The sequence below is a fragment of the Rhodococcus sp. IEGM 1370 genome (genome assembly GCF_033142325.1).
Taxonomy (GTDB): domain Bacteria; phylum Actinomycetota; class Actinomycetes; order Mycobacteriales; family Mycobacteriaceae; genus Rhodococcoides.
This window is the reverse complement of the sequence record NZ_JAWLRY010000017.1, coordinates 56,274-78,188: the sequence shown is the minus strand read 5'-3', so window position 1 is coordinate 78,188 and position 21,915 is coordinate 56,274. Positions and strand designations below refer to the sequence as shown.

Here is a 21,915-nt window from a genome sequence, read left to right as displayed (position 1 = left end):
TTGGGGTGTTGACACCGGGCGCGGTCGGGTTGTCCCATGAACCATGGCCCAATCACCGTTCCCGGATGTGCGCTGGGGCAGCGAGACATCGTTCATCCGCAAGCCTGCCGTGAAGTTCGCGTCGACGAAGCCCGGTTCGTGGGTAATCCGGAACCTCGCAGGCGTCGACCGGTGGCTCTTGACCAAATCCGACGGCCGCTTCACCGTCCTCGGGCCGATCGCGGCTCCGGTGGTCTTGCTGACCACCACCGGCCGCAAGTCCGGCAAGCCCAGGACGAGTCCGTTGCTGTACTACCGGGAGGGCGACAAGATCTACGTCGTCGGATCCAATTTCGGTCAGCAGCACCACCCGGCGTGGACGTCGAACCTCCTCGCCGACCCGAAGGCCGTGGTGGCCATCGGCGGCAAGAAGATTCCGGTGACGGCCACCCGGATCACCGGCGACGAGAAGGCTCGCATCTACCGGCAGTTCGACGCGATGGTCGAGGTGTACGGCGAATACGAGACCCGGACCGACCGCGACATGCGATTGTTCGCACTCGCGGCCGATCTCTAGTCTCTTCGGGAGTCAGCCGAGCTTGCGCAGGCGCGGGGCCAGGTCCTTCTCGAACAGCTCCAGGAACCGCTTCTGATCGTGCCCGGGCGCGTGGAACACCAAGTGATTCAGGCCGGCATCGGTGTACTGCTTGACCTTCTCCACTGCCTCGTCCGGGTCCGATGCGACGATCCAGCGCTTGGCGACCTGCTCGATCGGAAGCTCGTCGGCGGCCTTCTCCATCTCGATCGGATCGTCTATCGAGTGCTTCTGCTCGGGCGTCAGTGACAGCGGAGCCCAGAAACGGCAGTTCTCCAGCGCCAGTTCGGGATCGGTGTCGTAACTGATCTTGATCTCGATCATCTTGTCGATCTCGCCGGCGTCGCGATCGGCCTTGCCCGCGCCCTCTTCGACGGCCGGAAGCAGCTTGTCGGTGTAGAGCTCCATGCCCTTGCCCGACGTGCAGATGAATCCGTCGCCCGCACGTCCTGCGTACCGCGCCACCACGGGTCCGCCGGCCGCGATGTAGACCGGGATACCGCCCTCGGGGACGTCGTAGATCGACGCGCCCTTGGTGGTGTAGTACTCGCCCTCGAAGTCGACGCGGTCGCCGAGCCACAGCTCACGCATCAACCGCACCGACTCACGCAGGCGCGCGAATCGTTCCTTGAACTCCGGCCATTCGCCGGTGAATCCGGTCGCGATCTCGTTGAGCGCCTCTCCGGTGCCCACACCCAGCATGATGCGTCCGGGGTACAGGCAGCCCATCGTCGCGAACGCCTGAGCGATGACCGGCGGGTTGTAGCGGAACGTCGGCGTCAGTACCGAGGTGCCGAGCTGGATCGTGTTCGTCCGTTCCCCGACCGCCGTCATCCACGCCAGTGAGAACGGCGCGTGGCCACCCTCGTGCCGCCACGGCTGGAAGTGATCGCTGACCGTCGCCGAATCCATACCGTGCTGCTCGGCGAGCACACCGAGCTCGACCAACTCCCGCGGTCCGAACTGCTCCGCCGATGCCTTGTACCCCAGCTTGAGACCCTGCGCCACGCCGAACTCCTGTCGTTGGTCGTCCTAGTTCTTCGATTGTGCACCTGTGGTGGTTCACCACGCTCTACTGGATCCCCAGAACCGTGACCACTGCAGCCAGCACCGCCACGGAGCCGATACCCACCGCGAAGATCCACAGATCTCGTGACTCGGGCATCGGTGCACCGCTTTCGAGAGCATCTCGAACGCGCATCCACCGTCGCAGACCGATGATCGGTGCCGCCGCAGCAAGACCGATCAGAAGCAGGCCCAGCGTCGTACGAACCCACCCGGTGCTGAAATCGGGAACCAGGTGGACGATCGCGATTCCGCCGGCGAGCAGGCCGAGAGAGGTTCGCAGCCAGGCGAGAAAGGTGCGTTCGCTGGCGAGGGTGAACCGCTCGTCGGGGCGCGTCACGCCCGTGGGGTCATGCGCTCGCGAATCAGATGGGCAACCAGTTCAGGATCGTCGGGGGTGAAGACCGGCGAGATGCGGCGGAGGGTGAGCACCACTGCAGTGTCCTTCTTGGGACGCATCACGTCCAGTGGAAGCCACTGGTCGGTTGTCGACGCAACCCCACAGTCACCACGTCCGCTCCCGGAACTCGAGTTCGAGCAGACCCTGTCGGTCGGATTGCACGCTGCGCGAGGGCATCAGCAGTCAGAAGAAGCCATTGGCTTCGCCTGTACCTTTTGGTACAGTGTGTATCGATCAGTACGCACTGTACCGCCTGGCACCCGACTGCTTCGATAGGAGCCCACATGTCTCGTCCTCCGCTTCCGCCGTTCACCGAGGCCACGGCCATCCAGAAAGTCCGCGCCGCAGAAGACGCGTGGAACACCTGCGACCCCGAGCGCATCTCTCTCGCGTACAGCGAGGACAGCTGGTGGCGTAACCGCACGACCTTCGTTCGAGGCCGCACCGAGATCGTGGAGTTCCTCACCGACAAATGGGACCGCGAGCTCGATTACCGGCTCATCAAAGAGTTGTGGGCGTACACGGGCGACGTGATCGCCGTTCGCTTCGCCTACGAGTATCGTGACGTCACCGGACAATGGTTCCGCGCCTACGGCAACGAGAACTGGCACTTCGATAAGGACGGACTGATGACGCACCGCCACGCGAGCATCAACGACGTCGCGATCACGGAGTCCGACCGTAAGTTCTTCTGGGATGCATCCGGCCCCCGTCCCGCCGACCACGCCGGCCTGAGTGACCTCGGACTGTAATGGCCCGAACTGTCCTCGAACGCTCGGATGCGGTCCGAGCCCTCGCCGACGTGTTCCGCAAGCGTGGTTTCGAGAGCGGCTCTCTTTCCGTCATCCAGCAGGAGACCGGGCTCGGCCGGGGCAGCCTCTACCACTTCTTTCCCGCAGGAAAGACGGACATGGCCCGTGCGGTCCTCGAGCAGGTAGGCAAGTGGTTCGAGGAACAGATCTTCGTTCCCTTGCGCACCACCGAGAACACCACGAGTGCGATCGAGGCGATGTCACGGGAGGTCACCGACTACTTCATGACCCGCGAAAGCGTGTGCCTGTTCGCGGCGATCACGCTGGGTCAGGAGAAGGCAACATTCGCCGAAGCGGTCCGGAACTACTTCACGGACTGGGTCGACGCTCTCGCCGAGGCACTGCAACGCGGCGGGCTCTCGACCCAGGAGGCGGCGGCCCGTGCCTTGGACGCGGTCGCGACGATTCAGGGCGGACTGATCCTGGCCCGTGCCTACGGCGACCACGCGACCTTCCTGCGGATCATCGACCGCACCGAGCAGCGCCTGCTCGCCCCCGCTCCCTGAGCGGGCTCTCGCGGTTGACCGGTCTGCCGCCCCCGAACACCCGCGCGACCGAACCCCGGCCTCACCTTGTTCGTGGACACACAATGACGGCAAGGCGACGAAGAGATACCGCTGTTCCGACGTCAGGCGTCGAGCGCACGTTCCGGAGTTCTCACCAACGTCAGGTGCGAGGTGCGACGCAACTCGAATCCAATGGAGAGATAGAGCTCGATGGCGCGCACGTTCGCGTCCGACGCATGCAGGAACGGCTCCTCGCCGCGGGCACGAATACCGTGACCGACCGCTCGAACCAGGTCGGTGGCCAACCCCTGCCCACGGAACGCCGGGTCGGTACAGACGGCACTGATCTCCGTCCACCCCGGTGGATGCATGCGCTCGCCTGCCATCGCGATCAGCGCGCCATCGCGTCGAACACCGAGGTACGTGCCGAGTTCGATGGTGCGGGGCAGGAACGGCCCGGGCTCGGTGCGGCCCACCAGATCGAGCATCTCCGGGACGTCCGCTGTTGTCAGCTCCACCGCCTCGGCGAAGGGCCGCGTTTCGAGGTGCGTGCCGACGAGCTGCACCAGACCGAAAGTCTCCAGGTGCGACCACCCCTCGGGCAGTGCGCGTTCCGGGCCGTTCAGCCCGACGACGGTTCGTGGGCCGAACAGCGCAGCGATGTCGTCCCAGTCCTTGGGCTCGAGGACGTCGGGGTGCACCAGAAACGGAGACACCGCAGGATCGGCGCGCATGATCCGTCCGCGCCGGACCGCGAACCGCGAAAGTGGGCCCTCCAGGGAATTGCGAACGGGGTCGTCGAGAGGATGAGCAGACACGACACACAGCGTCGCACGATCCAGCTCACGGCTATGCGTGCCGTCGGACTCGTCACCAATACTTATACCGGTATCGTTGTTCGGCACACGGCGAAAGGCTCCACATGATCGAAATTCTTCCCCCCACCAAGATCCCCCTCGCGCGCGAATCCGGCGCTCTGGTGGCCGGAATTCTCCGAACCGTCCGCGAACGCGCCACAGTCGGCACCAACCTGCTCGAGATCGATCAGTGGACCAAGGACATCATCGAAGGAGCCGGGGCGACGTCCTGCTACGTCGACTACGCGCCGTCCTTCGGCCGCGGTCCGTTCGGTCACTACATCTGCACTTCCGTCAACGATGCTGTGCTGCACGGCCTTCCACACGACTATGCGCTGGCCGACGGCGATCTGCTGACGCTGGACCTGGCCGTGATCCTCGGCGGCGTCGCCGCGGATTCGGCCATCAGTTTCGTCGTGGGCGAGAACAAGCCAGCCAACGCTCTCACGATGATCGACGCCACCGAACGTGCGTTGGCTGCGGGAATCGAAGCAGCTGGACCGGGCAACAAGATCGGCGATATCTCACACGCCATCGGCACGGTGCTCAGCGCTGCCGGTTACCCGATCAACATGCAGTTCGGCGGCCACGGCATCGGCTCGACAATGCACCAGGATCCCCACGTCTCCAACTCCGGACGGCCCGGCCGCGGCTACCGCCTACGCCCCGGCTTGATGTTGGCTCTCGAGCCGTGGGTCATGGAGGACACCGCCGAACTCGTCACCGACCCCGACGGCTGGACCCTGCGGAGCACGACGGGATGCCTCACCGCGCACAGCGAGCACACCGTGATCATCACCGACGACGGTGCAGAGATCATGACGTTGCCCGCGTAGCTACAGCCGTTTCTCGACGGTGTTCGAGAAGGGCAGAACCTCGTAGGGCGGGAACACCGGGATCCGGGTGTAACCGTTCTTCTCGTACAGCCGAACTGCGTCGGGCTGACGGTCTCCGGTCTGAAGTATCAAGCGTGGCGGGCCCTGGTCACGGGCGCTGTTCTCAGACGCCTGCAGCAGGGCAGCCGATACTCCCGTGCCGCGATGGTCGGGGTGAACGAACATTCGCTTGAGCTCGAGATCGGGTCCGTTCCAACGCAGCGCCGCATGTCCGACAGCGCGCTCGGCACCCTCCGAGTCACGGCGATACACGACGAACGTCCGGTGCACAGAGTTCTCGTCGACGGCGTTGGCCTGGGTCTTGGACATCAGAGCGGCCCGGTCGGCGTAACGCGGACCCACCTCGGCGGCCATCGCCGCACGCAGAGCTTCGGCGTCGGGATGATCCCAGTCGACGGTACGGATCGTGAGTTCGGTTCGTGGTTGGCACACATCTGTCACGCCCGATCGGAACATGCCAAGGATCGTCGGGTCAACATTTGCGATCACGGTGAGCAGATCCATGGCGAACCTCCGATTCGTCGTCGACCATGTGACTGTGAACGAGAACTGTCGCTGCCACCACTGACCGATCGCCCCAGGATCTGCAGCAACCCTTCTCCCAGGAGTTCTCGAGCCATGACCACAGAAGCCACCGTCGTTGTCCGTATCTCCGATTCCGGAACGTCATCCCTACAGGGGCTGACCCGACCGCAGTTGCACGCACTCGCCGAGGCGCTCCGCAGCGCCGCCAAAGGCTATGCCCCGCATGCGAAAATCCTCACGCGATTCGATGTGAGGGTCAACGAGCTGAACGCACCACTGGTCATCGATATCCCCGCCCGCGACGTGATCCTCGGCGGCAGGAGCGTTCGTCTCTCCCACACCGAGTTCGAGATATTCGCCTACCTGGCGCGGCACCCTCGGGTCGTGGTCGGAAGATCCGAACTCAGCACCTCCGACGGCGGACGCAGTGTCGACGTCCACCTCTCCCGAGTGCGCACCAAACTCGGTCACTTCGGTCGTCTGATCACCACCGTCCGCGGCACCGGTTACCGCTTCGATCCGGAGCCGGGCATCCGCGTCGTCACCGCGCCGACCACTCTGCGCAGCGCCTGAGAGTTATTGCGACAGAGCAGCAGCTCTGCGGCGACGCTTCCGCCGGACCACCACGAACACCAGCAAGGCAAACAGAACCACGGCAATGAGGGCCCCGAGTGCCGTGGCACCACGGAAGCCAGGCGCGCTGGTGTCGAGGGTGCGTTCACCGGCATGAGCGGCGTTGCTGGTTCCGAGAACGATCGTGAGCGTCAACAGGTTCGGGATGGCCGTGACGACGGCCAGGACGACCGAGCCGATCGCCAATTGCTTGCCCGCCCTGCCCTTCCGAACCGACCAGGCGCTCCAGAAGAACACCAGCGGCGCGAACGTGCAGACGATGCCGAACAACAGGCCCCACAGAATGCCCTTGGTGAACGTGCGGTCGGCCAGGGTCTCCACCCGCAGACTCCACCAGCGCGGAAGGAACGCTGCCAGGATGAAGTAGGCGATCAACAGCAGGACAATGCCGGCTCCGACGAGAATGCCCCGCCTCTTCCAGTTCGCCGAGCTGGTCGACGGTGCGGGCGTGGTCGGATCGGCAGTCATGCCGACAATCGTAGAGCCTGCACAGCAGTGCCCCGGTCGTGTCGAGACCCGATCGTTAACTGAATAGGTCCGCGAAGACGAAAACTAGCTCCGGCGGGCCGAGATTTCGACCAGCGGGCTCTTGCCGGATTCGCGTCCCTCGGAAGCAGTGCGATACGGCCACAGAGCTCGTGCCAGTAGACCGACCGACAGTCCGATCCACATCCATGCCAGATCGCGTTGTAGGAACGCGAGTGCTGCACCGACAAGCGTGAGCACGGAGCCGATCCCAATCGAGCTGCACCGTGTTGAGCGCATCGGCCGCCGAACGAGAATCCTCGACCTCGAAGACGGACGAGACTTCCGAGCGAACTGCCGCAGGACCGCCTGAGCGCCGTCGATACCGGCCGGACCGACAACCCCGCGATGCCTGACGACTCGAGCGGCCGAGACCTCACACCCCTTATGCCGACCGATCACCCCTGGTCTGACCCGGGTTCGACTGATCGGTCGGGAGAAAGGGTGTGAAGTTACCCGAACAGCTAGGGAATCAAGACGAACTTCCCGCGAGGGTGTGCCGTCTGCAGTTCGGCGTGCGCCCTGGCGACGTCATCGAGCGGGAAGGTCTTGGCGACCGTCACCTCGAACACCCCCGCACCCGCCTGCTCCAACAGCACCGGGGAGGCGAGGCGTCGACGCTCCATGCTCGCCGGCCCACCGACGGTCGAAAACCCGTCTGCCGAGGCCCGCCCGAAGGCTGCCGTCGTCACCAATCTTGCTCGATCCGTAAGTAATTCGAGAGACACGTCGACCGCCTCGTCGGTGCCCACCGTGTCGATGGCTGCGTCGATGCCGTTCGGTGCGGCCGCCCGCACGCGGTCCAGCAATCCGTCGCCGTACTCGACCGGCTCGGCTCCGAAGGCACGCAGCGCTTCGTGATTCTGAGCGCGAGCAGTCCCGATGACCTTTGCACCGCGTTCCAGAGCGAGCTGAGCCACCACGGACCCGACGCCGCCCGCAGCCCCGTGCACGAGCACCGTGTCGCCGCTCTTCACGCCGACGGTTTCCAGTGCGTCGTAGGCTGTTCCGGCGGCGGCCAGCACCCCGGCGGCGACGTCCCAATCCAGATTCGCCGGCTTCGGGAACACGAAGCGCGCGGGCGCGACAATCTTCTCGGTGTACGTGCCGTTCACGCCGGAGACGATCACCTCGTCGCCGACGGCTATCGAACCGCCCGGGCCCTCGACAGCGCCGCCGACTGCCACCACGATTCCCGACGCCTCACTGCCCAGGGCGATCGGGAGCTTCGATTCGTCGGTACCGAACGCACCGCTGTAGCTCTTGAAGTCGAAGGGATTGACTCCGATCGCCTTCAGCTCGACCAGAACCTCGCCCTCGGAGGGTTCGGGTAATTCTCGTTCGACGATCTCGACGACTTCCGGACCACCGTAGGACGCTGCAACTGCTGCTTTTGTCATGCAAAGCACAACGACCGACACGGTGGAGATTGTTCCGGTCAGACCCCCATTCTCCGACGACTCAGACGGCCACGGACAGCTGGTTTCGTTCGTCCCGCTCCAGGACCGAACCTGCGCGGTGAAGAACGGCACTCGGCTCCGTCAGGTTCGCGCGCTCGACCCAATAGTCGATTGTTTCCCGGCCTGCCTCGAACTGCGCGAGCATCTCCAGACACAGCCATGACACGACCGAGAAGTCCGGCTCAGCACCGTCGAGCCCTGTCAGTGCCACTTCTTCTGCCACCGAGAGCAGCGCACGATCGGTCTCGAAACAACTCCGATCGAGCCATGCCGCAGCACGACGAAGAAGTGCCCAATCCGACTGGGGCACAGCTTCGGTCGCCGACTGCCTACACAATTCTGCCGTCGCGGCAAGCACATCCACAACCGGACTCGACACCGCACCGTCCAATTCGACGAGCAAGCCTCGCTCCGAATCGATCATGTCTGCCATGTAGTGCCAGCGGACGGGAATTGCCGCGCCTTGGGGCCACAATTCCGTCATCCCGAACTGAAGTCGGGCGATCAGTTCCCTCGGTGAACTGCACGAAGCGGCGAAGCGAAAAGCGTCGTTCATGTCGATCATCCCCACTGGGTCAACACTCAGCCAACGGACACCGGCTCGGAATCGAGCTCGGGAGGTGCTGCAATGCAGTGGCGTCTGTCGCCGAACAAGCAACGCTGCTGTGGTCGTTACGTCTGCCTTGCCCGTTATTGAACGCCGTGACCAGCGCAAGCGCGACTCGGCGTTACCGGAAATCGACAACGTCACAATTTTCCCGACCTACCGCCGAGCCGAACGCGCGAGTGGAGCCTGCGCAATGGGCAAGTAGGTAAAATGCGGAGGTGAGTGAAATCGAGAAGCCTCAGCAGTGGACGTATCTGATGGACATGGACGGCGTTCTGGTTCACGAGGATCATCTGATTCCCGGTGCCGACACGTTCCTCGCCGAGCTGCAGGCCAACGAGATTCCGTTCATCGTGTTGACGAACAATTCGATTCGTACCCCTCGTGACCTGCGCGCACGTCTCGCATTCACCGGTCTGGACATTCCGGAGAAGTCGATCTGGACCTCCGCTCTCGCGACCGCGACGTTCCTCGGCAATCAGCGACCCGGCGGCAGCGCCTACGTCGTCGGCGAGTCGGGTCTGACGACGGCCCTGCACGACATCGGCTACACCCTCACCGATTCGAGCCCCGACTATGTGGTGCTCGGCGAGACTCGGACCTACTCGTTCGAGGCCATCACCACCGCCATCCGTCTCGTCGAGAAGGGTTCGCGCTTCATCGCCACCAACCCCGACGCCACCGGACCGTCCCGTGAGGGCTCGCTGCCTGCGACCGGTTCGGTTGCCGCGCTGATCACCAAGGCCACCGGCAAAGAGCCGTACTACGTGGGCAAGCCCAACGCGTTGATGATGCGTTCGGCGCTGCGTGCGATCGGTGGCCATTCCGAGAACACGCTGATGATCGGCGACCGGATGGACACCGATGTGCTCTCCGGTCTCGAAGCCGGACTGCAGACCATCTTGGTTCTCACCGGCATCTCGACGGTCCAGTCCGTCGAGCAGTATCCGTACCGGCCGACCAAGGTTCTCGATTCCGTCGCAGACCTGGTGGGTCGCACGCAGAACCCGTTCTGATGACACTCGAATTCGTACTCTCCCGGCAGGATCACCACGTTGTCGGGCGGGGTGTCCGGCACGCTTTTCCCGATATCGCCGACGCGGTGGCCGCGGTGCGAGACGGCCGAAATGTCGTCGGCGCAATCCCTTTCGACATGTCCGACGCCACCGCGCTGATCGAGCCGGAGGAGTTCTATCGACTCGACGGGCCGTGGGCAACGGTCGATGCTCTCCCGCCTTTGCCGACCGTGACCGTTGCGCGGCAGATTCCCGATCCGGATGTTCACGTGCAGCGAGTCCGGGATGTCGTCGAGCAATTGAAAGCCGGTGTGGCCGAGAAGATCGTGCTGGCGCGGGCTATCGAGGTAACCGCGGAGTCGCCGATGGACCCTGTCACGGTGCTGAGCGCGTTGGTCTCCCGGGATCCGATGGGCAACGGATTTCTGGCGGACCTGTCTCCCACTGGCGATTCGGGTGGGCACATCGTCGGCTCGAGTCCCGAGTTGCTGGTTCGCAAACGCGGCAACATCGTCACCTGCCATCCGTTCGCGGGAACAGCAGCACGGTCGACCGACCCCGACGAGGAAGCGCGCATCTCCGCGGCGTTGGCGGCGAGTGCGAAGGATCAGGCAGAACATCGCTTCGTCGTCGACGAGATCAGGGCTGCGTTGACGCCGTTCTGCGAGACGCTCGAGGTGCCCGAGTCGCCGCAGCTCAGCAGCACTCCGCAGCTGTGGCACCTGTCGACGCCCATCGTCGGAACGCTGGCCGATCCCGCGACGTCGGCACTCGACCTGGCGCTTGCGCTGCACCCCACCGCCGCCGTCGCCGGGGTGCCCCGAACTGCGGCGATGGACACCATCGAGAGCGTCGAGGGATCCCGCGGCTTCTACGCCGGAGCCGTCGGATGGACCGATGGCAGCGGCGACGGCGAGTGGATGGTCACCATTCGCTGCATCGAACTCTCTGCAGACGGGCTGACCGGAACGGCCACGGCCGGCGGCGGCATCGTCGCGGATTCGGATCCCGACGCCGAACTCGACGAGACCACAGCGAAATTCAGAACCGTGCTCAGCGTCTTCGACCGCTGATTCGATCCGGTCAGCACAAGATCGACGCCCCGCTGCGCCGACTACTTCAGGGCCTGGTCCAGATCTCCGATCAGATCCTCGGTGTCCTCCAGGCCGATGGAAATGCGCACGACGCCGTCGGTGATGCCCACTGCTGCACGGCCTTCCGGACCCATCGCGCGGTGCGTGGTGGTCGCCGGGTGGGTGATGAGCGACTTCGAGTCACCTAAGTTGTTCGAGATGTCGACGATGCGCAACGCGTCGAGCACCTCGAAGGCACGCTTCTTGCCTTCGCCCTCGGGAGCATCGAGCTCGAACGTGACGACGGTACCGCCGCCCGACATCTGCGACTTCGCCAGCTCGTACTGCGGATGTGACTGCAGGAAGGGATATTTGACCCACCGCACCGAAGGATGAGATTCGAGGAACTCGGCGATCTGCAGCGCGGAGTTCACCGAATGCCGCACCCGCACCGGCATCGTCTCCAAACCCTTGAGCAGCGTCCAGGCGTTGAACGGACTCAGCGCCGGGCCGGTGTGCCGCATCAGGGTCTGCACCGGACCGTCGATGTACTCCTTCGATCCTAGGATCGCACCGCCGAGCACCCGCCCCTGACCGTCGATGTGCTTGGTACCGGAGTACACCACCACGTCGGCACCGAGTTCGAGGCTGCGCTGCAGCAGCGGCGTCGCGAACACGTTGTCCAGCACCACAGTTGCGCCGGCGGCATGAGCCATCTCTGAGACGCGTCGAACATCGACCAACGACTGCATCGGGTTGGACGGAGTCTCGAAGAACACCGCCGTCGTCGGCACCGACAGGGCCTGCTCCCACTGCTCTAAGTCCTCGCCGTCGACGAAGACGGTCTCGACGCCCCAGCGCGGCAGAATCTCGTTGCAGACCACGAAGCACGAGCCGAAAAGGCTACGCGCAGCAACCAATCGGTCACCGGCCTTCAGCAGCGCACCCAGCGCGGTGAACACCGCCGACATTCCACTCGAGGTACCGAAGCACGCCTCGGCACCCTCGATCAGGCGCAGTCGCTCCTCGAACATCTTGACCGTCGGGTTGCCGTAGCGCGAGTACACGAAATGATCGATGTCTCCGGTGAACGCCTGTTCGGCGGCTCCGGCACTCTCGTACACGAAACCCGAAGAGAGATAGAGAGCTTCGGCGTTCTCGTCGAAACCCGATCGCATCAGACCGCCGCGAACGCCGAGCGTTCCCAGACCCACACCCTCGGGTAACGGCTTGTCGAAACCCCCGCCTTTGGGAATGTTCGTCACGACTGCCTCCAGGGCAACCCGACCGCACGCCATCCTGTGGCACCGCGGTGGCCGTCGGCGTCGGTGGCACCTTCGAAACCGTCGAGCACGTTGTAGGACGGACCGATTCCCGCAGCGGTCGCGGCTTCGGCGGCCCCGATGGATCGCTGACCGGAGCGGCACAGGAACACCACCGGCCGATCGCCGTCCACGCCTGCGGCTTTCAGGTCGTCGACGAAGTTGGCGTTGCGGGCACCGTCGGGAAAGCTGACCCACTCGATCAGGTGCGTCGGGCGGTCGATGCCGGAGGTGTCCGGGACACCGACGTACTGCCACTCGGCGCGCGTCCGAACATCCACGAGCACTGCCTCGGGGTTGCTCTGCAACAACTCCCAGGCAGCTTCCGGGGTTATGTCACCTGCGTAGGTCACTTGATCAGCCTTCCGTCACTCGCTGTTTCGACATCACACACGTACCGGTCAGACATTGCACACCAGCCACTTGTCGTCCACACGGACGAAATTCCACACGTCGTCGGTCTGCACTCCGGATTTCTCTTCCTTCAGCGGGACCGTGACCATTCCGCGGTCGCCGTTGACCTGGTACTCGGTCGGCACGCCGTCGATGGACGTCTCGCCGTTGCGCTCGACCTCGCCTGCCCGATCGGTTCGGTACTGCGCGTCGTCACCCGGAATCAGGCGCTCGACCTGATCGAAGCAGGTGTTCTGACGCAGCAGGTCCGCGTTACCGGTGTTCTGCGCTTCGAGGAACCCGTCGAGGCTGTCGGTGAGCAACTGGGCCTGCGTCACGTTGTCCTCCGCGGGAGCGAACTTCGAGGCCGCGAAGATGCCGCCGAGCAAGACGACGACGATGCCCACGGCGATGATGAACGGCCACGCGTTGGGCGGACGCTGCTCACCGGACTCGGCAGCCGCCTCGGATGCGTTGTTGCGCGCTTCCTCACGACTGTCGACCCACTGCTGCCTACGTTCACTCCACGACGCCATGAAGCCAATCTTCCTCGATCCGACGGGTCCGCGTTCAGCTGGGGCCTCTCAGTGAGAGGGGCCGACGGGGATGTCTCCACGCAACGTGATGCGGTGCATCTTGCGGTGCTCGGTGCCGTAGTCGCGGTTGGCGTAGTGCGAGGTGCTGCGGTTGTCCCACAGCACCAGGTCGCCCAACCGCCAGCGGTGCCGCACGATGTGCTCGGGTTTGGTCAGGTGCGCGTAGAGCAGATCCAGGATCCCGCGACTCTCGGCCTCCGACACACCCACGATGTGGGAGGTGAAACCCGGATTGACGAACAGCCCCTTGCGGCCGGTTTCCGGATGGACCCGCACGACGGGATGTTCGACGGGGACCAGCGCGGTGACTTCCTTGCCGTCCCACACGTTGCCCTTTCCGCCGCGTTTCTGCGCGAGGTAGTAGCCGAATTCACGATTGCCGTCGTGAATTGCCGTGAGCCCGTCGATCATTCGACGCACGGGCGCGGACAGCGATTCGTAGGCGAGCTGGCTGTCGGCCCAGTTGGTGTCGCCGCCGTGCGGTGGCAGGACGACGGGCCGCAGGATCGAACCCATCGGCGGACGTTCCATGAACGTGACGTCGGTGTGCCAGACGTCGGCGAATCCGTTGTCCTGACTGTCGAGCGCGTAGACCTCGGGGGCGACGTGGCCGCTGTCGTGCACCGGGTGGCCTGCCGTCAGGTCGCCGAGTCTGCGACCGAATTCGACGTGTGCAGCGTCGTCGAGCGTCTGCCCGCGCAGCACCAGAACCTTGTGCTCGACGAGGGCTCGGCGCACGGCGTGAATCTGCGCATCGGACGCCGCGGCGACATCGAGGCCGATGACCTCGGCACCGAACGACGGGCCGAGCTTGTCGAAAGTGAGCGTGACGGGCTGTTCCAGAGTGGTCATGTGTCCTCGAATCTGTGCACGGCCGGCGCTGATCTTCGGCAACGCTGCCGCAAAAGGGAGGGAACCCGACCTGCTGAATACCTACAGAAGGAGGGGACGGGCGTCGGGTCTTGTCACCGACAACACATGTTGGTGCAGGTACGACAGAAGTCGACGGTGAACCGTCGGACCAGGTATGTCGTCTCCACAGAGCAATTCCTACCGGAAACCGGGAAATCCGGCAAGTTGCCCACTGCCCCAGCTCAGGTTGTCCTTAATTTATGCTGGGGTGTCCGCACTTCCCTCGAAGAAGGTAGCTCGCTGCACATGACTGATCAGACTCGTCCACTCCGCGTCGCCATCGTCGGTGCCGGACCGGCAGGCATCTACGCCGCCGACGCGCTCATGAAGTCCGACCACAATGTCAGCGGACCGGGCGTCAGCATCGACCTCTTCGAGCGCATGCCCGCACCGTTCGGGCTCATCCGCTACGGCGTGGCCCCCGACCACCCACGCATCAAGGGCATCATCACCGCCCTGCACAAGGTGCTCGACAAGCCCCAGGTCCGCCTGCTCGGCAACATCGACTACGGCACCGACATCACCCTCGACGACCTGCGCCGCTTCTACGACGCCGTCATCTTCTCCACCGGAGCCAACGCCGACCGCGCACTCAACATCCCCGGCATCGACCTCGACGGCAGCTACGGCGCCGCCGACTTCGTCTCCTGGTACGACGGCCACCCCGACGTGCCCCGCACCTGGCCCCTCGACGCCGAGAAAGTCGCCGTCCTCGGCGTCGGCAACGTCGCCCTCGACGTCGCACGCGTCCTCGCCAAGACCGGCGACGAACTGCTCCCCACCGAAATCCCCGCCAACGTCTACGAAGGCCTCAAAGCCAACAAGGCCATCGAGGTACACGTCTTCGGACGCCGCGGACCGGCCCAGGCCAAGTTCACCCCACTCGAACTCCGCGAACTCGACCACTCCCCCAACATCGAGGTCATCGTCGCCCCCGAGGACATCGACTACGACGAAGGCTCCGAACAAGCCCGCCGCAGCTCCAAGCAAATCGACATGGTCGCCAACACCCTGCAGGACTGGGCCATCCGCGACGTCGGCAAACGCCCCCACAAGCTGTTCCTGCACTTCTTCGAATCCCCCCACGAAGTACTCGGAGACAACGGCAAAGTCGTCGGCCTCCGCACCGAACGCACCGAACTCGACGGCACCGGCAACGTCACGGGCACCGGCAAATACAACGACTGGGACGTCCAAGCCGTCTACCGCGCCGTGGGCTACCTCAGCCAGAACATCAGCCAACTCCCCTTCGACGAGCAAGCAGGCACCATCCCCAACGAGGCCGGACGCGTCGTCGAATCACCGCACTCCACCACGCCCGTGCCCGCCACCTACGTCACCGGCTGGATCAAACGCGGACCCGTCGGCCTCATCGGTCACACCAAAGGCGACGCCAACGAGACCGTCGCCAACCTGCTCGAAGACGCACCAACCTTCGCCGGTGCCACCGAGCCCGATCTCGACGCCGTCACCTCGTTCCTCGAAGGCAAGCAGGTCCCCTTCACCACCTGGGACGGCTGGTACCGCCTCGACGCCCACGAACGCTCACTCGGCGAACCCGAAGGCCGCGAACGCGTCAAGGTCGTCGAGCGTGAGGACATGCTGAAGGCATCCGAGCCCGACAAGGCGTAGAGCGGCTGGCGCCGCATGTGAGTGGAACTTCGACCCCTGCTACGAAGTTCCACTCACATGCGCGGAGCGCTCTATACCCGCACTGCCAGCAGCTTTCCCTCGGTCTCGATCTTGCGCTGATGCTCGTTGAAATCCGGTGCAGCGCAGACGAACAGCGTGCGGCCGTCGGATCCGCCGAGTCCACAAGCGAAGACCCCGAGATCGAAATCGAGCTGCTGCAGAATCTCCCCGCCCGGTGCCACGTGCAGCACTCGCTGCCCCAGCGCGTCGGCGATCCACATCGTGCCGTCGGTGTCGATGCAGCAACCGTCGGCCGCCACCTTCACCTCGCCCATGGCCGTGGCCATGTCCGTCGACGACGGCAACTCACCGAACGTCGCCCAGTCGCGCCGCTCCCCCAGTGACCCGTCCTCGGCGATGTCGAAGGCACTGACCCGGTTGCCGACCGTCTCGTCGACGAGCAGTTCGCCCGACGCCGTGAAGGCCATCCCGTTGGGGAAGTACAGATCCGACGCCACCACGTGCGCGGAACCGTCCGGATCGACGCGAATCAGATCGGCCGTCTCCACGGGCGCGAAGTTCATCAGATCGAACCCGAAGTTACCGATGTACGCGCGGCCCTGCGCGTCGACGAGCATGTCGTTGAGGTTCGCCTTCACGTACGTCGACAGATCGGCGTGCACGGTCAGTGAGCCGTCGTGCTCACGCAGTAGCAGCTTGTAGTCGCGCATCGACACGATGAGCAGCCGCCCGTCGGGCAACCATCCCAGGCCCGACGGCTGATTGGGTACTTCGGCTTCGACTCGTACGTCGGAGCCGTCCTCGAGGGCGGACACGACGCGATGGGAGTAGAAGTCCGATACCCAGATCCTCCCCTCGTGCCAGCGTGGACATTCGAAATAGGTGTATCCGTCGAGAACGACAGTGGTCTCCGGTTTCATGTTTCGAATTCAAACACCGCGAACGGTGGCCGCGACGCCGAATGGGTGAGCTGGCATGCTGGGGGCCGTGTTCGACGCCCACCTACACATCATCGACCCGAAGTTTCCGCTCATCGAGAACCACGGTTTCCTGCCCGATCCGTACACCGTCTCGAACTACCTGTACGACGTCGACGGGCTCGGTATCACCGGCGGCGCAGTGGTCACGGGGTCGTTCCAGGGCACCGATCAAAGTTTTCTGCTCGCTGCGTTGGAGACTCTGGGACGCGGCTGGGTCGGCGTCACTCAGATCGATCCGGAATGTTCCGACGAGGACATCGTCGCACTGAACGACGCGGGCGTGCGGGGAATGCGGTTCAATCTCAAACGCGGCGAGACGGATCTGCAGATGCTCACCGTTCAGGCGCGTCGTGTCCACGATCTGGTGGGGTGGCACGCCGAGCTGTACGTCGATGCGTCCCTGCTGCTCTCGCTCGAACCCGTCCTCGCGAAACTGCCGGCGGTGAGCATCGATCACTTGGGACTCTCGACACAGGGTCTGCCGTACCTGCTCGATCTCGTCGACCGCGGAGTACGCGTCAAGGCAACGGGATTCGGCCGGGTCGATCTCGATATCGCCGACACCCTGCAGCAGATTCACCGGGTCAATCCCGCGGCGTTGATGTTCGGCACCGATCTACCGGGCACCCGCGCCCCACGCCCGTTCTCGGCGAACGACATCGACATCATTTCTCACGCCGTCGGCGGCGATCTCCCGGCGGTGCTCGACGGCAACGCCCGGGCTTGGTATCGGGTCCCTTGACCTAGACGAACACCGCGCCGCCGAGCCACACCGCCGAGGCGAGCAGGGCACCGAACAGTTCCACCAGAATGGACAGACCAGCGGCCTTGGTGGCGTGCACGGTGGATCTCCATGCCTCGGAATGGTTTCGGTGTCTCGGCACTTCCGCCACGTAGACGCCGGCGATGAAGCCGACGAACAGGCCGAGGACGGGGATGACGAAAAATCCGACGATGCCGAGCAGTCCGCCGATCATCAGCGATCGCGTCGGCACACCCGCCTCCCGCATGCGCCGCCCGGGCCAGGTGTATTTCACGACGCCGCTGATCACCAGCAGCACCGTCGCGATCGCGAAGACCGTCCACGCGGCGGCTCCGCCGGTGACCCACGCCCACACTGCGACGGCCCCGAAGATCAGGATGGTGCCCGGCAGAATCGGGACGACGATACCGACGAGGCCGACCAGAATCACCAGGCCGACTAGGACTTCTCCGAGCGCACTCATGAGCTCAGTGTGCCCTGTGTCCGGTCAGACGACGGGACGAACCTTGCCCGCTGCCTCGCGTGCCCGGCTCCGTGCGGTGTCGATATCCGACGCCGTCGACACCGCCACTCCCATCCGACGCCGGACGAAGCTCGTCGGCTTGCCGAACAGGCGAAGGTCGGTCTCGGGAACCGCCAGCGCATCGGCGACGCCGTCGAAGTGAATGCCGTCCGCGTCGACGCCGCCATAGATGACCGCCGACGCACCGGGCGAGAGCAGCGTCGTGTCGATCGGCAGACCCAGAACGGCCCTGGCATGCAGCTCGAACTCCGAGAACCGTTGTGTGCGCAGCGTCACCAGACCCGTATCGTGTGGCCGCGGACTGACCTCGGAGAAGTAGACGTTGTCGCCCTGCACGAACAGTTCGACGCCGAACAACCCGCGTCCACCCAGGGCCGTGGTGATCCGCTCGGCAACATCGCGCGCACCGGCCAGGGCCGCGTCGGACATCGGTTGGGGTTGCCAGGATTCGATGTAGTCGCCGGATTCCTGCAGGTGCCCGATCGGCTCGCAGAACGAGGTTCCGTTCGCTGCTCGGACGGTGAGAAGCGTTATCTCGTAATCGAAATCGACGAATCCCTCGACGATGACGCGACCGAGGTCGACGCGGCCGCCCTTCAGCGCGTACTCCCACGCCGTCTCGACATCGGCCTCGCTGCGAACGACGGACTGACCCTTGCCCGACGAGGACATGACGGGTTTGATGACTGCGGGAAAGCCGATGATGGACAGCGCTTCTCGCACGTCTTCCAGCGAATCCGCGAACGCATAGGGGGACGTCGGCAGCCCGAGGTCCTCGGCTGCGAGACGCCTGATGCCCTCACGGTTCATGGTCAGCTGAGTCGCGCGAGCCGTCGGGATCACGACCGTCCTGCCCCGCGCTTCCACCTCGGCCAGGGCATCGGTGGCGATGGCCTCGATCTCCGGCACCACGAAGTCCGGCTGCTGCGAATCGATCAGCGCCAGTAGTTCTTCGGGGTTGCTCATGTCGATCGTGAACGCGTGATGGGCCACCTGGTGACCGGGGGCGTTGTCGTAGCGATCGACGGCAATCACCTCGACGCCGAGGCGCTGGAACGCGATGATCACCTCTTTGCCCAGCTCACCCGAGCCGAGCAACATCACCCGGGTGGCCCCGGGAGTGAGCGGAGTACCGATGCGGACGGGATCTGGGGCAGTCACAGCCCTATTATCCACACCCCGATCAGTTGGACGACCTAGTACAAGTTAGTCTCCATTCACATTCGCAGCTGACGAGTCGGAACGAGGCAACAACGTGTCGAACACTGGTGGACCGCTGACAGGGCTCCGCGTCGTCGAACTCGCGGGCATCGGGCCCGGCCCGCACGCCGCACTGCTGCTGGCCGACCTCGGCGCAGACGTCGTACGCGTCCAACGCGCAGGCCAGGTGTCCCCGGACGACCATCAGCTGCGCAGCCGCACCATCGTCGAGGCGAACCTCAAGGATCCCGCCGACATCGAGAAGGTCCTCGGCCTGATCGAGCGCGCCGACGTGCTGATCGAAGGGTTCCGCCCCGGCGTCACCGAACGCCTCGGCCTCGGACCCGACGACGCCCTGGCCCGCAACCCGCGTCTGGTCTACGGCCGGATGACCGGCTGGGGTCAGGAAGGCCCCTGGTCGCAGACCGCCGGCCACGACATCAACTACATCTCCGTCACCGGTGTGCTCAACGCGATCGGCCGCGAGGGCGAGCGGCCCGTGCCGCCACTGAACATGGTCGGCGACTTCGGCGGCGGCTCCATGTTCCTCGTCTTCGGCATCATGGCGGCGCTCTACGAGCGCCAGAGCTCCGGGCAGGGCCAGGTGGTCGACGCAGCGATGGTCGACGGCACCGCCGCACTCTCGCACATGATCTGGTCGTGGCGTGGCGTCGGAGCCTGGAGCGACGACCGTGGCACCAACCTGCTCGACACCGGCGCGCCGTTCTACGACACCTACGAGACCTTCGACGGCCAGTACATGGCAGTCGGCTCGCTCGAGCCACAGTTCTACGCTCAGTTGCTCACCGGACTCGGCCTCGCCGATGCCGACCTACCGTCGCAGATGGACAAGTCCCGCTGGCCCGAGTTGCGCGAGAAGCTCACGGAGACATTCCTGTCCAAGACTCGCGACGAATGGGCCGCGATCTTCGACGGGACCGACGCCTGCGTGTCACCGGTCCTCACCTTCGCCGAGGCACCGAATCACCCACACATGAAGGATCGCGACTCGCTCATCGACGTCGGTGGCGTCACCCAGCACCGTCCGGCACCCCGGTTCTCCCGCACCGAAAACGGAGTCCCGACGCCACCGCCCTCCACAGCAACCGACATCGGCTCGGTCTGGAGCTAGCTCGGGTCAGAAGACCAGCGCCGGTTGTTCCGATTCGGCGCTCGGGGCCAGTGCTCGATACGCCGCCGCCGTCGCCATCACCGCGGCCCGAAGCTCTTGCGGCTCACGGGTGTACGGCAGCCTCAGGTAGCGCTCGAAGGCACCCTCGACGCCGAACCTCGGTCCCGCGGCCAGCACTGCGCCGAAAGCGGGAGCGGTGGCGGCGAGCGCACTCGACACCGGTGCGGGTAGCTGCAACCACAGCGACATGCCACCCTCGGAGCGTCGGTAACGCCAATCCGGAAGATGTTCGGCCAGAGCATCTTCGAGCACATCTCGACGCTCACGCAGCTGGGATCGACGGAGCTCGAGCGCCGGTTCCGCGTCCTGCAGCAGGAACGAGGACGCCAACTGATCCATGATCGACGTGCCGAGGTCGTGTGCTGCCCGCGAGCCCGCCAGCTGCGAGACGAGCGACGGATGCGCCCTGATCCATCCGATGCGCAGGCCACCCCAGAACGACTTGGATGCCGACCCGATCGTGACGATATCGGACCCCGAGACCCGCCCGAACGACGCGACCGGAGGGGGTGGTGGGGCGTCGAGCCACAGGTCCACCATGGTCTCGTCGACGATGAGCGTCATGCGCGTGTCACGGGTGATGCGGGCGAGCTCCGCTCGGCCCTCGGCACCCAGCACCTGGCCGGTCGGGTTGTGGAAGTCCGGTATCAGATACGCCACCTTGGCGGCGGTTTGCCTTGCGGCACTGCGTATCCCGTCGAGGTCCCAATCGCCGTCGGCCGGTCGCACCGGCACTGGCACGGGACGGGCACCGACTCGCCTGATGGCTTCGAGCGCGTTGGGGTAGGTCGGATGATCGATCAGCACTCGATCACCGGGCGAGGTCAACGTGCCCAACAACAACCGAACTGCCTGCTGCGCACCGGAAGTCACCATGATCTGATCGGCCGTCGTCGGCAGGCCACGCTCGACGAAGCGTTGCGCGATGGCCTCCCGCAGCACCGCCAGACCGATGGGCTCCATGCCGTGCGTCGGCAGATACGTCGGAAGTGCCTGGAGCGCAGACTCGTACGCCGCGGTCATGGTGCCGTCCGCCGCTGCCATTGCCGCGTGGGACATGTCCACCACCGGCCCCGACGGTGTCGTCGACTGGATCAGCAATCCATTGGGGGTGGGCGCTGCGGGCAGGGCGACGGTACTGCGCGATCCCTGCCTGCTGATCAGATAGCCCTCGTCGCGCAGGACCGAGTACGAGGACGTGATGGTGGTACGACTGAGATCGAGAGCCGCCGACAGATCACGCTCACTGGGCAGACCGACACCGAGCGGAATGCGACCGTCGTGAATCAGCAGTCGAACGCCGTCGGCCAACGCCCGATACGTCGGACGCGACGCCTTGCGCCTCCCGGATCCGTCCGAGGACGCGTCGCCGCGCCAGCTGCCGAGATCACGGGCCAGTGACGCTGCATTGAGGACTCTCGAAGCCATGCCC

The 21,915-nt window shown here is 64.9% G+C and carries 27 protein-coding genes; 10 read left to right on the top strand and 17 right to left on the bottom strand.

The genetic code is table 11. The annotated features are described in order from the left end of the window. Nucleotides 1–43: 43 nt before the first annotated feature. Nucleotides 44–556, top strand: a complete 513-nt coding sequence (locus R4P47_RS19180; RefSeq protein ID WP_317785476.1) for a nitroreductase/quinone reductase family protein — start codon at nt 44–46, stop codon at nt 554–556. A gap of 12 nt (nt 557–568) precedes the next feature. Here the strand turns inward: R4P47_RS19180 and fgd are convergent, their stop codons facing one another. From fgd to R4P47_RS19165, 3 genes are all read right to left on the bottom strand, one after another. Continuing rightward, on the bottom strand, nt 569–1,582 hold the full coding sequence (gene fgd, locus R4P47_RS19175) for a glucose-6-phosphate dehydrogenase (coenzyme-F420) (RefSeq protein WP_317785475.1): 1,014 nt from the start codon (nt 1,580–1,582) through the stop codon (nt 569–571). A 64-nt stretch (nt 1,583–1,646) separates the two neighbouring features. Then, nucleotides 1,647–1,979 (bottom strand): YidH family protein, encoded by a 333-nt coding sequence (locus R4P47_RS19170; protein ID WP_317785474.1) that lies wholly within the window; start codon nt 1,977–1,979, stop codon nt 1,647–1,649. Next, nucleotides 1,976–2,098, bottom strand: a complete 123-nt coding sequence (locus R4P47_RS19165) for a hypothetical protein (RefSeq protein WP_317785473.1) — start codon at nt 2,096–2,098, stop codon at nt 1,976–1,978. The genes R4P47_RS19170 and R4P47_RS19165 overlap by 4 nt, the downstream gene beginning before the upstream one ends. Nucleotides 2,099–2,323: 225 nt before the next feature. On the opposite strand from R4P47_RS19165, the gene R4P47_RS19160 reads away from it, so the two are divergent. Both R4P47_RS19160 and R4P47_RS19155 read left to right on the top strand, forming a co-directional pair. Continuing rightward, nucleotides 2,324–2,791 (top strand): DUF1348 family protein, encoded by a 468-nt coding sequence (locus R4P47_RS19160; protein WP_094640980.1) that lies wholly within the window; start codon nt 2,324–2,326, stop codon nt 2,789–2,791. Beyond that, entirely contained in the window at nt 2,791–3,357 is a 567-nt protein-coding gene (locus R4P47_RS19155; RefSeq protein ID WP_094640979.1) for a TetR/AcrR family transcriptional regulator, read from the top strand. Before R4P47_RS19160 ends, R4P47_RS19155 begins: the two co-directional genes overlap by 1 nt. Before the next feature lie 122 nt (nt 3,358–3,479). Here the strand turns inward: R4P47_RS19155 and R4P47_RS19150 are convergent, their stop codons facing one another. Then, nucleotides 3,480–4,175 carry a GNAT family N-acetyltransferase gene (locus tag R4P47_RS19150; protein WP_317785472.1) on the bottom strand — a complete coding sequence of 232 codons (696 nt, stop codon included), beginning with the start codon at nt 4,173–4,175 and terminating at the stop codon, nt 3,480–3,482. A gap of 104 nt (nt 4,176–4,279) precedes the next feature. Here R4P47_RS19150 and map point away from each other — a divergent pair, with 104 nt between their 5' ends. Next, entirely contained in the window at nt 4,280–5,050 is a 771-nt protein-coding gene (map, locus tag R4P47_RS19145) for a type I methionyl aminopeptidase (protein WP_317785471.1), read from the top strand. Here map and R4P47_RS19140 read toward each other — a convergent pair whose 3' ends face one another. Continuing rightward, complete coding sequence (locus R4P47_RS19140; RefSeq protein WP_317785491.1) at nt 5,051–5,566, bottom strand: GNAT family N-acetyltransferase; 516 nt, start codon at nt 5,564–5,566, stop codon at nt 5,051–5,053. It abuts the gene before it with no gap. Nucleotides 5,567–5,728: 162 nt separating this feature from the next. Here R4P47_RS19140 and R4P47_RS19135 point away from each other — a divergent pair, with 162 nt between their 5' ends. Then, a complete protein-coding gene (locus tag R4P47_RS19135) occupies nt 5,729–6,208 on the top strand; it encodes a winged helix-turn-helix domain-containing protein (protein ID WP_317785470.1) in 480 nt (159 codons plus the stop codon). Between the two features lie 3 nt (nt 6,209–6,211). Here R4P47_RS19135 and R4P47_RS19130 read toward each other — a convergent pair whose 3' ends face one another. The 4 genes from R4P47_RS19130 to R4P47_RS19115 form a co-directional block, all read right to left on the bottom strand. After that, the gene (locus R4P47_RS19130) at nt 6,212–6,736 is read right to left on the bottom strand and encodes a permease (protein ID WP_149406545.1); all 525 of its coding nucleotides are present in this window, start codon (nt 6,734–6,736) and stop codon (nt 6,212–6,214) included. An 84-nt stretch (nt 6,737–6,820) separates the two neighbouring features. Further along, complete coding sequence (locus R4P47_RS19125) at nt 6,821–6,994, bottom strand: hypothetical protein (protein ID WP_317785469.1); 174 nt, start codon at nt 6,992–6,994, stop codon at nt 6,821–6,823. A gap of 263 nt (nt 6,995–7,257) precedes the next feature. Next, nucleotides 7,258–8,193, bottom strand: coding sequence for an NADP-dependent oxidoreductase (locus R4P47_RS19120; protein ID WP_317785468.1), 936 nt, complete (start codon nt 8,191–8,193; stop codon nt 7,258–7,260). Nucleotides 8,194–8,254: 61 nt separating this feature from the next. Beyond that, nucleotides 8,255–8,809 (bottom strand): hypothetical protein, encoded by a 555-nt coding sequence (locus R4P47_RS19115; RefSeq protein WP_317785467.1) that lies wholly within the window; start codon nt 8,807–8,809, stop codon nt 8,255–8,257. A gap of 308 nt (nt 8,810–9,117) precedes the next feature. Here R4P47_RS19115 and R4P47_RS19110 point away from each other — a divergent pair, with 308 nt between their 5' ends. Together R4P47_RS19110 and R4P47_RS19105 are read left to right on the top strand one after the other, a co-directional pair. Continuing rightward, nucleotides 9,118–9,876, top strand: a complete 759-nt coding sequence (locus R4P47_RS19110; protein ID WP_068053998.1) for an HAD-IIA family hydrolase — start codon at nt 9,118–9,120, stop codon at nt 9,874–9,876. Further along, nucleotides 9,876–10,949: an isochorismate synthase gene (locus tag R4P47_RS19105; RefSeq protein WP_317785466.1), complete on the top strand. Its 1,074-nt coding sequence runs from the start codon at nt 9,876–9,878 to the stop codon at nt 10,947–10,949. Before R4P47_RS19110 ends, R4P47_RS19105 begins: the two co-directional genes overlap by 1 nt. A 41-nt stretch (nt 10,950–10,990) precedes the next feature. Here the strand turns inward: R4P47_RS19105 and R4P47_RS19100 are convergent, their stop codons facing one another. From R4P47_RS19100 to R4P47_RS19085, 4 genes are read right to left on the bottom strand one after another with little or no spacing between them, the layout of a single operon-like run. Continuing rightward, the gene (locus R4P47_RS19100) at nt 10,991–12,214 is read right to left on the bottom strand and encodes an O-succinylhomoserine sulfhydrylase (protein ID WP_300523414.1); all 1,224 of its coding nucleotides are present in this window, start codon (nt 12,212–12,214) and stop codon (nt 10,991–10,993) included. Further along, nucleotides 12,211–12,624, bottom strand: coding sequence for a rhodanese-like domain-containing protein (locus tag R4P47_RS19095; RefSeq protein ID WP_068053994.1), 414 nt, complete (start codon nt 12,622–12,624; stop codon nt 12,211–12,213). Before R4P47_RS19095 ends, R4P47_RS19100 begins: the two co-directional genes overlap by 4 nt. 48 nt (nt 12,625–12,672) lie before the next feature. Continuing rightward, nucleotides 12,673–13,200 carry a hypothetical protein gene (locus tag R4P47_RS19090; protein WP_317785465.1) on the bottom strand — a complete coding sequence of 176 codons (528 nt, stop codon included), beginning with the start codon at nt 13,198–13,200 and terminating at the stop codon, nt 12,673–12,675. Between the two features lie 48 nt (nt 13,201–13,248). Then, the gene (locus R4P47_RS19085; RefSeq protein ID WP_149406529.1) at nt 13,249–14,112 is read right to left on the bottom strand and encodes a TauD/TfdA dioxygenase family protein; all 864 of its coding nucleotides are present in this window, start codon (nt 14,110–14,112) and stop codon (nt 13,249–13,251) included. Between the two features lie 306 nt (nt 14,113–14,418). Between R4P47_RS19085 and R4P47_RS19080 the strand changes: the two genes are divergently transcribed. Next, complete coding sequence (locus tag R4P47_RS19080) at nt 14,419–15,804, top strand: FAD-dependent oxidoreductase (protein WP_317785464.1); 1,386 nt, start codon at nt 14,419–14,421, stop codon at nt 15,802–15,804. 71 nt (nt 15,805–15,875) lie between these two features. Here R4P47_RS19080 and R4P47_RS19075 read toward each other — a convergent pair whose 3' ends face one another. Further along, nucleotides 15,876–16,745, bottom strand: a complete 870-nt coding sequence (locus R4P47_RS19075) for an SMP-30/gluconolactonase/LRE family protein (protein ID WP_317785463.1) — start codon at nt 16,743–16,745, stop codon at nt 15,876–15,878. Between the two features lie 55 nt (nt 16,746–16,800). On the opposite strand from R4P47_RS19075, the gene R4P47_RS19070 reads away from it, so the two are divergent. Further along, entirely contained in the window at nt 16,801–17,547 is a 747-nt protein-coding gene (locus R4P47_RS19070) for an amidohydrolase family protein (RefSeq protein ID WP_068053980.1), read from the top strand. A gap of 1 nt (nt 17,548) precedes the next feature. Here the strand turns inward: R4P47_RS19070 and R4P47_RS19065 are convergent, their stop codons facing one another. Then, nucleotides 17,549–18,031: a DUF456 domain-containing protein gene (locus R4P47_RS19065; protein WP_068053977.1), complete on the bottom strand. Its 483-nt coding sequence runs from the start codon at nt 18,029–18,031 to the stop codon at nt 17,549–17,551. A 24-nt stretch (nt 18,032–18,055) separates the two neighbouring features. Beyond that, nucleotides 18,056–19,252, bottom strand: a complete 1,197-nt coding sequence (gene purT / locus R4P47_RS19060) for a formate-dependent phosphoribosylglycinamide formyltransferase (RefSeq protein WP_317785462.1) — start codon at nt 19,250–19,252, stop codon at nt 18,056–18,058. Between the two features lie 94 nt (nt 19,253–19,346). On the opposite strand from purT, the gene R4P47_RS19055 reads away from it, so the two are divergent. Next, a complete protein-coding gene (locus R4P47_RS19055; protein ID WP_317785461.1) occupies nt 19,347–20,423 on the top strand; it encodes a CaiB/BaiF CoA-transferase family protein in 1,077 nt (358 codons plus the stop codon). Between the two features lie 6 nt (nt 20,424–20,429). Here R4P47_RS19055 and R4P47_RS19050 read toward each other — a convergent pair whose 3' ends face one another. Beyond that, nucleotides 20,430–21,911, bottom strand: a complete 1,482-nt coding sequence (locus R4P47_RS19050) for a PLP-dependent aminotransferase family protein (protein ID WP_068053970.1) — start codon at nt 21,909–21,911, stop codon at nt 20,430–20,432. Nucleotides 21,912–21,915: the final 4 nt, after the last annotated feature.